Origin of the sequence: Rhodococcus sp. EPR-157 (assembly GCF_001647195.1) — a bacterium.
Taxonomy (GTDB): Bacteria; Actinomycetota; Actinomycetes; order Mycobacteriales; family Mycobacteriaceae; genus Rhodococcoides.
The window spans coordinates 1-11937 of the sequence record NZ_LVCV01000694.1 but is presented as its reverse complement, the minus strand read 5'-3'; the positions used below and the strand labels follow the sequence as shown (position 1 = coordinate 11937).

General features: G+C 64.1%; 12 protein-coding genes. 7 read left to right on the top strand and 5 right to left on the bottom strand.

Features of this window, described 5'->3' with window-relative positions; translation table 11 throughout:
• Window positions 1-1697, top strand: a 1697-nt coding sequence (locus tag A2J03_RS31850; RefSeq protein ID WP_068381834.1) for an HNH endonuclease signature motif containing protein, incomplete at its 5' end; no start/stop codon positions are given.
• Between the two features lie 104 nt (window positions 1698-1801).
• Here the strand turns inward: A2J03_RS31850 and A2J03_RS29570 are convergent.
• The 3 genes from A2J03_RS29570 to A2J03_RS29560 all read right to left on the bottom strand — a co-directional run bounded on the left by A2J03_RS29570 (window position 1802) and on the right by A2J03_RS29560 (window position 5108).
• Entirely contained in the window at window positions 1802-3829 is a 2028-nt protein-coding gene (locus A2J03_RS29570; protein WP_082898164.1) for a glycosyltransferase family 39 protein, read from the bottom strand.
• An 88-nt stretch (window positions 3830-3917) separates the two neighbouring features.
• On the bottom strand, window positions 3918-4676 hold the full coding sequence (locus tag A2J03_RS29565; RefSeq protein ID WP_068381833.1) for an alpha/beta fold hydrolase: 759 nt from the start codon (window positions 4674-4676) through the stop codon (window positions 3918-3920).
• A gap of 36 nt (window positions 4677-4712) precedes the next feature.
• Window positions 4713-5108 carry a hypothetical protein gene (locus A2J03_RS29560; protein WP_068381832.1) on the bottom strand — a complete coding sequence of 132 codons (396 nt, stop codon included), beginning with the start codon at window positions 5106-5108 and terminating at the stop codon, window positions 4713-4715.
• Here A2J03_RS29560 and A2J03_RS29555 point away from each other — a divergent pair.
• On the top strand, window positions 5107-5577 hold the full coding sequence (locus tag A2J03_RS29555; RefSeq protein WP_231912769.1) for a helix-turn-helix transcriptional regulator: 471 nt from the start codon (window positions 5107-5109) through the stop codon (window positions 5575-5577). The two genes, A2J03_RS29560 and A2J03_RS29555, sit on opposite strands and share 2 nt — an antisense overlap.
• Window positions 5574-7055, top strand: coding sequence for an adenylate/guanylate cyclase domain-containing protein (locus tag A2J03_RS29550; protein WP_068381829.1), 1482 nt, complete (start codon window positions 5574-5576; stop codon window positions 7053-7055). The genes A2J03_RS29555 and A2J03_RS29550 overlap by 4 nt, the downstream gene beginning before the upstream one ends.
• On the opposite strand, the gene A2J03_RS29545 is transcribed toward A2J03_RS29550, so the two are convergent.
• On the bottom strand, window positions 7052-8338 hold the full coding sequence (locus A2J03_RS29545) for an MFS transporter (protein ID WP_068381826.1): 1287 nt from the start codon (window positions 8336-8338) through the stop codon (window positions 7052-7054). The genes A2J03_RS29550 and A2J03_RS29545 overlap by 4 nt on opposite strands.
• A 67-nt stretch (window positions 8339-8405) precedes the next feature.
• Between A2J03_RS29545 and aroQ the strand changes: the two genes are divergently transcribed.
• The 3 genes from aroQ to A2J03_RS29530 all read left to right on the top strand — a co-directional run bounded on the left by aroQ (window position 8406) and on the right by A2J03_RS29530 (window position 10198).
• Complete coding sequence (aroQ, locus tag A2J03_RS29540) at window positions 8406-8840, top strand: type II 3-dehydroquinate dehydratase (protein ID WP_068381823.1); 435 nt, start codon at window positions 8406-8408, stop codon at window positions 8838-8840.
• Between the two features lie 63 nt (window positions 8841-8903).
• On the top strand, window positions 8904-9632 hold the full coding sequence (locus A2J03_RS29535) for a DsbA family protein (protein WP_068381819.1): 729 nt from the start codon (window positions 8904-8906) through the stop codon (window positions 9630-9632).
• Window positions 9629-10198, top strand: coding sequence for a vitamin K epoxide reductase family protein (locus A2J03_RS29530; protein ID WP_068381816.1), 570 nt, complete (start codon window positions 9629-9631; stop codon window positions 10196-10198). The genes A2J03_RS29535 and A2J03_RS29530 overlap by 4 nt, the downstream gene beginning before the upstream one ends.
• Here the strand turns inward: A2J03_RS29530 and A2J03_RS29525 are convergent.
• A complete protein-coding gene (locus tag A2J03_RS29525; RefSeq protein ID WP_231912768.1) occupies window positions 10195-10665 on the bottom strand; it encodes a RidA family protein in 471 nt (156 codons plus the stop codon). The genes A2J03_RS29530 and A2J03_RS29525 overlap by 4 nt on opposite strands.
• 123 nt (window positions 10666-10788) lie before the next feature.
• Here A2J03_RS29525 and A2J03_RS29520 point away from each other — a divergent pair.
• Window positions 10789-11937 (top strand): lytic transglycosylase domain-containing protein (locus tag A2J03_RS29520; RefSeq protein ID WP_068381811.1); only part of this gene is annotated, 1149 nt, incomplete at its 3' end.

Here is an 11937-nt window from a genome sequence, read left to right as displayed (position 1 = left end):
CCGAGATCGACGCCATCATGCATCGCTGTGCGCCAGAAGAAGCTGCCGAACTCCGCAAGGACCTCACCAGGTTGACCGGAGTGAAGTACCGCGACAAGGACATGATCGCGACAATCGAGGCAAACCTAGAGGCAGCCGACGCCGCGGCATGCTGGCAACTGATCAACGAAATGGCAGACACCCTCTGTCCCAGAGACCCCCGAACACGTGGACAACGCCGCGCCGCCGCCTACACCGCCCTCATGCGCCGCGAAACGTACGTTGCCTGCACCTGTGAGCCCGACGGCGATCACCCCTGCACCGCGAACCCCGTACTCCCCGAACGCCGCCGACCCCTCACCAACATCACGATCGACATCGACACCCTCCTCGGACTCGCCGACCTTCCGGCGTACCTCGCCGGCCACGGTGACATCGACGCCGACTACGCCCGCGAACTCGCGGAAAACAGTGACCTCCAGATCATTCTCACCGAGGCACTCGACCTCGCCCGGGAGCTGGGCCTCATCGCCAACAGACCCGCTGACGATAGCGCCGACTGCTCCGCTGGACCTTCCGAAACTGCCTCCAGCGCAGGCGGAACGACCACAGCCGCAGCCAACGACAGCGCAGGCCAGGGCACCGACAGCGACGGCGGCGGCACCGACAGCGACGGCGACGAACCGACGGAAGACGTGGATCTCGAGGCTCAGAGCGCGAACCGTCCCGCGGCACACCTGACGTTCAACCCACTCGGACGAGGACGACGACGCCGAGGGATGAGGTTGCCGAAGCCTGCGCCCTCCCCCACACGCACCCGAACCGACGCTCCTTCCGGACCGCACGAGGGCCGCTACACATTCATCGCTGCGCTCGAGCAGGCCATCGCAGCGAATCCAGAGTTGGCCATCGCTCTGTACCCGAACGGACACGGCGGGTTCGACGCACCCCCGCTCGGAGCTCTGCTCTACCGTCCAGGTGCGCAGTTGGCCGAGCTCGTCCGTCAACGAGACCGCACGTGCCGCCATCCCGGCTGCCACGTCCCCGCATCGAATTGCGAAATCGACCATGTCATCCCCTACAACCACCGCAACCCCTCGCGAGGCGGCTGGACCATCCTCACCAACTTGCACTGCCTCTGCAAATATCACCACTCACTCAAAACCATGGGTGCGTGGACACCGACCATGCTCGCTGGCGCGGCGGAGTATTGGGAATCCAGCTCTGGGACGACCGCGGTCACAATGCCGGGGAACGGCTACGGTACAACGAATTTTGCCGGGAAGTCACTGATCCCCCACGTGCCGCGCAAACGCAGACCGGAATCCGCGACCGTGCCGGTGACTACGGCGGAACGAGCCGCTGCGGCAGCGTCGACTGCACCGCGCGGGACCGGATCCGGGACTCAATCCTGGGCTGCAGCTGGAAAACCTGCGGGGAAGGCTGCGGCTGGGAAGCCTGCCGCTGATACCGCTACGCGAGCCACCACCCGCGACCGAAACCGACCGACCTCGCCGAGGGTCTCAGGCAAACCGGCCGAGACCGAAAGGGGCAGGAGCGAGACAGGCAGGAGCGAAACAGGCGGAGGCGAAGCCAACGCCAAGCGACCTCGGATACAGCTCGAACCTATCGTCGAATGCAACGCATCGATGGGAATCGCCATAGGTCTGACTGTGGGCTACCAGATCAGCCGGTACAGAGGAGACGCGCCATTCTGACCTATTCGAGGACACGTGCAGTGCCGTTAGCCGAGGCGAAATCCCCTGCTTCACGCGTGGCTGCGTTCACCACTCGTACGAAGCAGGGGACCTCGCGGATGTGCTCAGCCGGTGTAGCCGCTCATGTCGTAGATCGTGACGCCGTCGACGGTGGTTGCGGTGAAGTTCGCGGCAACCCACTCGGCGATTTGTGTGGAGACGTTCTCGGAGTCGTCACCGGTCGTGGGAGCGCCCATCCCGCCCGCGATGTAGTACTTCACCTGGTCATCGCTGACGTAGGAGATGAACTGGTCGAGCGTCGGAGTTGGGTCACCGCTCCACCCACCGATCGCGATCACAGCGGTGTCGGTCGCGAGCTCGTACGTGGCCGCGGTCATCGAGCTGTTCACAGCTGCCGACCACTTAGTGTCCGCAGACTCGAGAAGAGCATTCACCTCGTCACTGGATTCCGCATTCATGCCACCGCCCATGCCACCAGCCATACCGCCGGCCATGTCGACACCCACCTCGACACCCACCTCGGCACCAGCCGCGTCTCCGGTCGGCATGTCTCCGGTCGGCATGTCGCCGGTCGGCATCTCTCCTTCCATGGGAGCCTGGCCACCGCCGCCCATTCCGGAGTCCGAGACCGCGCCCTCCGGGCCAGCGGTGGGAACGGATCCGCCGTGCGCGGTGGCGGACGTCGCCACGGCGTACGACACGCTGCCACCGAGACCTGCGAGCGAACCGACGATGACGGCCACAGCCGCGAGCTTCCGATAGCGCCCAGCGGCAAGAATGAGCACCGCAGCGATCACGGTTCCGGCAAGAAGGATCCACTTCAGAGCTGGCAACCAATCTGCGTTGCGCTGCAACAGAACCCATGACCAGATGCCGGCAGCCAGCATCATCGACGCAAGCCCCTCCCTGCCGAAGATCGACTCACGCTTCGACCACAACGCATACCCACCTGTACCGATGAGTCCAGCGATGGCGGGAGCCAGCGCGACCGTGTAGTACGGATGAATCGTCCCGGACATGTAGCTGAATATCAGGCCAGTGACCACGAACCATCCACCCCACAGGATGAGCGACGCACGAAGCAGATCGGTACGAGGAGCACGTCCCCGAGCGATCAGCCCGAACACCAGAGCAACCAGCGCAGCCGGAATCAGCCACGAGATCTGAATGCCCATCTCGTTGCCGAACAGTCGATCGAGGCCTGTGCTTCCACCGAAACTGGAACCTGCCGGAGCATCGCTCATGAAGCCGCCCCCACCGCCACTACCGCTGCTGCCCCCGAAGATACGGCCGAGACCGTTGTACCCGAGCACCAGATCCATCACGGTGTTGTCGGTGGAGCCGCCGATGTACGGACGAGCGCTCGCAGGCCACAACGCGACCGTCAGGACCCACCAACCGGCGCCCGCGATCAGCGCGGCGAACGCCCCGAGAAGATGAAGCACACGGGCGCGAAGCCGAACGTGGCCCGCGACGAGATACGTGAGCCCGAAGGCCGGAAGGACAAGCAGACCCTGCAGCATCTTCGTCAAGAAAGCGAAACCCAGAGCAACCCCGGCGAGAGCAAGCCACATCGCTGCACGACGACCGATCCGAGTCTGGAGCGACCTCACGACGAAGTAGCCACCGATGGACATCAACAGCACCAGCAACGCGTCGGGATTGTCGAACTTGAACATCAACGCCGCCGCAGGAGTCGCCGCGAGGACTGCGCCGGCCAGCAACCCGGCAGTGGGAGTGGCCACTCGCTTCACCGCGGCATACACGACAGCGACAGCACCGACACCCATGAGCGCTTGCGGAACGAGGATGCTCGCGCTCGAGAATCCGAAGATCCGCGCCGAGAGCCCCATCACCCACAGCGATGCAGGAGGCTTGTCGACGGTGATGAAGTTCTCCGAATCGAGCGAGCCGAAGAACCACGCGGTCCAATCCTTCGAACCAGCCTGAGCTGCAGCCGCATAGAAGGTATTGGCATAGCCGCTCGCCGTCAGGTCCCAGAGATAGAGGACGGCCGTGACGGTGAGCAGGGCGGCGAGGAGTGCAGTGTCGCGGTTCAGCGAAAACCGGCGCGTGCGTCGATGCCTGGAAGGTGGACTCGCAGGCTGAGGCGGCAGAAGCGTAGTGGTCACGGTGATCCTATTCTCGAAGATGTCGACCACCAGCGTGACTGCCGCGACCTCACGGACCCTGGGAGCGCGCTCGAGGGTTCCTGTGAAGTCATGCCCTCCTGATCGGTGCCAAAGTCTGCACCGCATCGTGAACGAGGAAGTCCAGCAGGAGTGCATTGCACAACTCCGGCTTCTCCACGAGCAGACCATGGGAGGTGCCGGGCACTATCGCCAACTCCGATCGCTTCGAGCTGGAGTAGAACTCGGTCGCGTGCTCGATCGTCACCTCGTCGTCGTCGCCGATCATCACCAGAAGCCGAACGTCCATCTCACGCAGTTGCTCCGGCGTCACGACTGGCCCTTTGCGATGCATGTCGTCGAGTTTGCCAACCACGACGGCGTAGTGATCGGCTCCGTCGGGCGAGATCTCCCCGTACATGTCGACGAGAAACTGAGGCGTCACCTGATCTGGGTCGGACACTCCTCCGCCCCAACCATCACGGTGGAACACCCCGGCGACGCAGGCGAGTCGCTCGACGAGGTCGGGCCGTCGCAGAGCCACCATCAGCGCGACGACCGCGCCGTCACTGCAGCCGACGAACCTGGCCGGACCACCGACCACGGTCTCGACGAAGGCGATCGTGTCGGTGGCCATGTCGTCGAACGTCATCGGTCCCGGGGCGTCCGGGGTGCGGCCGTGCCCACGTCGCTCGGGAGTGAAGACTCGGAAATGCCGAGTCAGAGCGACGAGGTTCGGTTCGAGCGCTCGCGAATCGACGCCGCCGGGATGCAAGAACACCAGCGGTTCGCCCTCGCCGTCTTCGCCGTACCAGGTGTCGACCGGGCCGAGCTGCACCCGTCTGTCCATGCAATCGAGACTTGTCGGACGGTCGTAACTCATCGCTCACACGCCGTCCAACGGCGTCGTCACCGCGATCCGGCGTCGACCATCTCGATCAACGACCACCTGGTACGCATTCCGCTCGACGCCGACCGGGTTGTCGGCGTCGTCGAGGTTCTCGAGAAGTAGATGCCCGACCCAGATTCCATTTGCCTCGATGTCGGTGACGATGTCCTTGGCCCGGACACTCTGGATCCCGCGGGAGCGGTAGTACTGCTGGCCTTCGCCGAAGAAGTCGCGTGTCTGCTGAGGCTCGGTCACCGCCAGGACGCCACGTGGAGACACCGCGAGGGCGGGATAGTTGTAGATATCGGCGAGTCCGTCGATATCGCCGTCGGACAGATAGCCGGTGTAGCGGTCGAAGAAGCTCTCGATCGTTTCGAGGTCGCGTGTAGTCATGACACGCAAGGTACGACGCATTACCGCCACGCCGGTGTCGGGGATCGGAAATAATCCACAGATTGTGCCCAGTAGTTCGAGCGCCGAGAGCCGCGACAACCACCTGACGTTACGACGCGTCGTCCGACAGCAGTGCCTCATCGAGATCCTGGCCGACTCCCCCATTCCGCTGTCGACGAAAGTACTGGCCGAAAAACTGCGGGTGAGCGTCAGAACGGTCGAACGAGATCGCCGACGCCTGGTCTCCTCCGGCGTCCCCATCGTCTCCGTTCCAGGTACGAACGGCGGCAGTCGGCTACCCCGCCACACCCGACCGTCACCGGTGAATCTGAGCTTCGAAGAAATTGCTGCACTCATCGCTGCACTGGCTGCACTCGGACCGACGGAAACCGACAGCGCCGACTCGGCCATGAAGGCACTCGTTGCGGCGATCTCACCTGCCCAGACGGCGAAGGAGGCCGAGCGATGACGGCCCAGGAGGCTCGCAGCGTCGCCGTCCGCTACGGTCTCGGACTGGTCGCCCTCAACGTGTTCGCCGCCGTCCAGGTCACGTTCGTCGTGGCCCTCCTGGCGCGCTCCGAGACGGCAACAGTGAGCAGTATTCTGACCGATCCGGGATTCAGCGCGTTTCGGTGGGTAGTGCCGCTCGGCGTCTCCACGGGAGCGATCGCAGGCGCGCTGCTGATCGTGCCGACCCTGAGGTGGATCGCGAGCAGCAGCGTTCCGACGGCAGGTCAGGCGCGACGCGCAGTACGAATACCACTGCATCACACAGCTTCACACCTCGCACTGTGGCTCGGATTCGGGTTCGCGCTCGCATTTCTGACCCGCGGCACAGAGCGAGACATCACTGTTCTCGTCATCGTCGGCACGATCTTCGGCGCGGTGACGACGGCCGGAACCGGGTACCTTCTGACCGAACGTACACTCCGCCCGGTCTCGGTGCGGGCATCCACCGCTCTCCCCCAGGCGCGTCGTGAACTGAGTGTGCTTGCCCGACTCGTCATCACCTGGGTCGTGTGCACGGCGTTTCCGGTATCTGCGATCACCCTGATCGTCATCGCCCATTCCACCGGCACACCCGTCGAGATCGCGGCCCCTATCGAACTTCCGATACTCATCGTTTCGGCGATCGCCCTCGGTACCGGACTGAGAGGGACGATCCTCGTGGCCAGGTCGGTATCCGATCCGGTCGGCGAGGTGAGCGCGGCAATGGCCGAAATCGAGTGCGGCAACACCGAAGTCGTGGTGCCCGTGTACGACTCGTCCGAGATCGGTGATCTGCAACGCGGATTCAACGCCATGTCCACCGGACTGACCGAGCGCGAACGACTACGAGATCTGTTCGGACGACACGTCGGCACGCAGGTCGCCTCGCGTGCACTGGAGCAATCCGACTTCCCTCGCGGCGACGTCCAATACGCGGCAGTTCTGTTCATCGACCTCGTCGGATCCACTACCTTCGCCGTCGACCATCCGCCCGAACGCGTTGCCGAGGCACTCAACGAGTTCTTGGCAATCGTCGTCGACACCGTGGACGCCAATCTCGGCTTCATCAACAAGTTCGAGGGCGACGCCGCACTGGCGATCTTCGGTGCACCGCAGCAGATCGACGATCCTGCCGCGGGTGCGTTGCGGGCAGCAAGGACGCTCCGCGTGGCTCTGAGATCGCTCGACTCGATGGACTTCGGGATCGGCGTCGCCGCCGGTCAAGTCTTCGCCGGCGACATCGGCGCAACCCAGCGCTACGAATACACCGTCATCGGTGAACCGGTGAATTGCGCGGCCCGACTGTCGGACCTCGCCAAGAGTGAACCCTCGCGGGTGCTCGTCGCCCAGCACGTGGTCGACAGCGCGGACGCCGACGAGGCGCAGCGCTGGCGAGCACTGGACCCGGTGGTCCTACGAGGACTCACCGAGGCCACTACCGTCGCAACAGTCCGCTAGCGGTCCCGGAACCGCTGCAGAATCTCTCGCATCGTGTGCGGATAGATGCCTTCCTCGGCCAACTGTCTGCGGGTCTTCCGGCGGGTGACGATCAATCCTGTGATCGCGACGATCCACACCGGATACTGCGCCAGGAACGCGACCCTGAACGCATCGAACGTGTAGCCGCCGAGTGCACCGAGTATCCACCCGATGGACGCGATGACGAGAAGTGAGGCCAGGAATCCGCCGATGTTGACCATTCCCTGCGCGGTACCGAGATTCACGCTCGGATTGAACGTCCGGGCGTAGTCGAAACCGATGACCGAGCCCGGTCCACCCACCGAGAGCACAACGACGAGGACCACCAGCAGCCACAGCGGCGCCGGGCCGGGTAACGCGAGAACGATTCCCCACATCGCTGCGTTGCTGATCATGATCGCGAGCACCATCCACGATCGACGCATCGGATAGCGTCCGGTGAGGATCCCCAGTCCGATCCCCGATACGATCGCGGATACCACCGAAATCGACAGCAGTACACCGGCTGTCGACGTCGACAGGCCCTGTGCAGAGGTCAGGTACGGTATCCCCCACAGCAGCGCGAACACCGTGATTGAGAACTGCGTTCCCATGTGGCTGAAGAAGCCGAGCCGGGTTCCCGGACGTTTCCAGACCTGACCGATCGTTGCGAAGGTCTCGCGCATCGACGTGGGCTTCTCGACGATCTCCGCTCCGGGTGGCGCGTCCCGGATCAGCGCAAGCACCAGCACGAATGCCACGAGACCGAGCGACGCCGCACTGCCGAATGCGAACGTCCACCCTGGACCGTTGAGCAGCATCAGGAACGGAACTGCGGAGAGGATCTGTCCCATCTGACCGAGAAGACCCGTCAGCTGCGACACGATCGGCACCTGCCGTGGCCCGAACCATCGCGGCACCAGACGCAGAACCGAGATGAAAGTCAATGCGTCGCCGACACCTACCAGGGCCCGCGCCGCGACTGCCAGCGGCAACGACTCGGTGACAGCGAGCGTGATCTGCGCGACGGTCATCAGGAGTGCGCCGGTGGCGATCATCTTCCGCGATCCCACCCGGTCGAGAACTACACCGGCCGGAATCTGCATCGCCGCATAGACGACGACCTGCAGTACGACGAACGACGCCAACAACGATGGGCTGATCGAGAATCGGTCTGCGGCCTGAAGTCCGGCGACTCCGAACGCAGTGCGGTGCAGAACGCCGACGATGTACGCGAACACGCCGACACCCCAGACCACCCACACAGTTCTCACTGCAAACATTCTGCCGGGTGGGTTGTGGAAGGATCGCACCCGGCGGTAGGCAGCGACAAGAAAGTGAGTTCAGCACATGACCGGCTACATCTTGGTACTCAACGGACCGAACCTGAACATGCTCGGTACCCGCCAGCCCGAGGTGTACGGCCACGAGACGCTCGCCGACGTCGTCGCCCTGTGTGAGAAGACCGCCGCGGCGCACGGCCGGACAGTGCGGGCCGAGCAGTCGAACCACGAGGGCCAGATCATCGACTGGATCCACGAGGCGCGCGGCAACGCGTCGGGAATCGTCATCAACCCCGGCGGATTGACCCACACGTCCGTCGCGCTACGCGATGCCCTCGTCATTCCCGAGGTTCCGGTCATCGAGGTTCACATCAGCAACGTCCACGCTCGCGAAGAGTTCCGCCATCATTCGTTCGTCTCGCCCATCGCCAGTGGCGTCATCGCCGGCCTCGGTATCGCAGGCTACGGGTTTGCGGTCGAGAGGCTGATCGCACTCAGCTAGAGCTCAGGTTCAGCCGCCTATGCTGGTCCGAGGACACCTCTCGGCGACCAAGGGACTCTTTCGGTGAGCAACAACAGCAAGAAGAAGGCGCAAGCGGCAGCGGCGGCACTGCACGGTAAGAAGGACAAGCAGCGTCGCACGCTGATCGAGGTCGCCGTCGCGGTCGTGCTCATCGCCCTGATCGCCGCCATCGGGTTCAGTATCGCGGGGAAGGACTCGGACACCACGGCTGTTCCAGCGTCCGCGCCGTCATCTGTCACCGGGGACGGTGCGATTCGTATCGGCGATCCGAACGCGTCGGTAGTCGTCACTGTCGTCGAGGACTTCCAATGCCCGGCGTGCAAGCAGTTCGAGGCGATCAGCGGCGACACCCTGTCCGAGCTGGTTGCCGACAACACGATCGCGGTGGACTACAAGCCGATCGCGATTCTCGACCGCATGTCCTCGACCAACTACTCCACACGCGCGGCCAACGCGAGCCTGTGCGTCGCCGACGCCGACATATCGGCGTGGCCCACCTGGCACAAGGCGATGTTCGAGCAGCAGCCCACCGAGGGTGGCGCAGGCCTGAGCGACGACGACCTTCTCGGGATCACCCAGTTGGCGAATATCGACGGCCCGGACCTGTCCAGTTGCATCACCGACGGGACCTACACCGACTACGTGACGAGCCAGACTCAAAGCGTCCTCGACGGCGGCGTCACGGGCACCCCGACCGTGATGGTCAACGGCGAAACCGTGTCGAACCCGACGCCGGACGGGCTGCGCGCAGCCATCACAGCCGCGCAGTGAAAGCGAGCAGAACCACAGCGTGGGTCCTGACGGTCGGCGGGTTCGGAGGACTTCTCGCCGCACTGGCGCTGACGATCGAGCGTTTCAAGCTGCTCGAGGACGCGTCGTACGTGCCGTCGTGCAGCTTGAATCCGGTGTTGTCCTGCGGATCGGTGATGACGACCGATCAGGCAGCACTGTTCGGATTCCCGAATCCCATCATCGGAATCGTGGCGTTCACCGTCGTCGTGGTCACCGGGGTATTGACGCTGGCGCGGATCGAACTGCCGCACTGGTTCTGGCTCGGGCTGTCCTTGGGATCCCTGCTGGGCGAGGTCTTCGTCCACTGGCTCATCGTGCAAAGCCTGTACGAAATCGGCGCCCTGTGCCCGTACTGCATGGTGGTCTGGGCGGTGATGCTGCCGATATTCATGGTGTCTCTGTCGCAACTGGTCGACCCGGACCACGCGGGCGCTGTCCCGAAGCTGCTGCTCGAGTGGCGTTGGACCATTGCGGCGGTGTGGTACGCCGTGGTGATCGCGCTGATCGGCATCCGATTCTCCGACTACTGGTCGACCCTGTTCTAGAGGACTGCCGTCGCGTCGATTTCGATCAACAGTTCGTCCAACGCGAGACGTGACACCTCGACGACGGTCTGCGCGGGCCTCATCTTCGGAAACAGCTCACCGAGGATGCCGGTGTAGGTGTCGAGATCGTCCAGATTCACGAAGTACACCGTCAGCTTGACGACGTTGTCGAGCGTGCCGCCGGCCGCGTCGAGGATCAGCCGGATGTTCTCGAACGACAATCGGATCTGTGTCTCGACATCACCGACGCCCTCGAATCGTCCGTCTGCAGTGATGGCCGTCTGCCCGGACAGGTACAGCGTGCGAGCGGAATTCGCGACGACGATGCACTGGGACAGCAGCTGAGCGCCGGGGTCCCATACCGTCTCCGGTGACACCAGGTACTTGTCGATGACGGGCCTTCCGAGTCTGTCGTGGTCGAGTCGACGCCAGCCTATCGCGCGACGACCCTTTGTGACCCAACACAATGCGACACCCGGTAATCCGCCCCACGGAACGATCCGGCAGTGCATGATGATGTGAGTCAGCTCACTACAGTGAGCCGGCGTCGTACGTCGGGGCGGGAAATTTCAGGCACCAGGAGTTGTTACATGGCAGGCGATCCAATCGCAGTCATCGTTGCCGTACTTGTGTCCGCAGCAGGAGCAGCAGCAGGGACCGACCTGCCGCCGCCCATCCAGGACGGTGCCGCAGGGGTCGCCGCCGCAGCCGAGGAGGCTGCACCAGGCCTGCAAGAACAGCTCGACGGTCTGCTGGCCACATTGCCGGAGGCTCAACGCGACACAGCGGACGTGATGCTCGACAACGCAGCAGCTGCCGTCGAAGACGCCGCGGAACCATTGTTGCCGCCCACCGAAACCGAAGAAACCGACGCTCCCGACGAGGCTGCGCCCGCCGCGCCCGAGTCGACAACGTCCGTGGTGACCCCGGTGGTCAGCAGTCCGACTTCCACGATCACCTCGCTCGGGGCGGTGATACCGAGCAGAGCCGGAGCCGTCCAGTTCGGGACCTCCACTTTCTCGCTCGGCGACCTCGCGTCGCAGACAGCGTTCATGCCGGCAGCCGAAGCGCTTCGCCGGGCGCTGTTTCCCGGAATGCCCGCTACGTTCACCGGCGTATCGAGCTCTCCTATCGGAGCGATCACGGCCTTCGTACCGTGGCTGATGAAGGCCGGAGCCATCTGCGACGGGGTGAAGGCCCCCACAATCGCCGCTCTCTACGCCGCCGAGAACGGATTCCGTTACGGCCCGACAGCTCCCGTGTCCTCGAGCGGCGCCCGCGGACCCGGCCAGTTCATGCCGGGAACCTGGCAGACGTACGGCAAGGACGCCGACGGTGACGGCATCGCCGACGTCAACGGCATCGCCGACTCGGTGATGGCGTCGGGAAATCTGTTGTGCGACATCAACAAACAGGTGGCGAGGTGGAAGTCCGAAGGGCGGGTCTCCGGCGACACCCTGGACCTGACCATCGCCGGATACAACGCAGGTGCCGGCGCTGTTCTCCGATCGGGCGGAATGCCGTCGGGAACACCCGATTACGAGAATCAGACAAAGCCGTACGTCGCGAAGATCAGGGCGACGGAGATGCAGTTCGCCGGCATCCTCAACCCGCTCTCGACGCTCGACCTTGCAGCTATCGGCGGCCGTGCCGTCAATTCGGCCATGGACTACCTCGGACTGCCGTACGTGTGGGGAGGCGGCAACATCAACGGACCGTCCGGTGGCGGCTTCGATTGC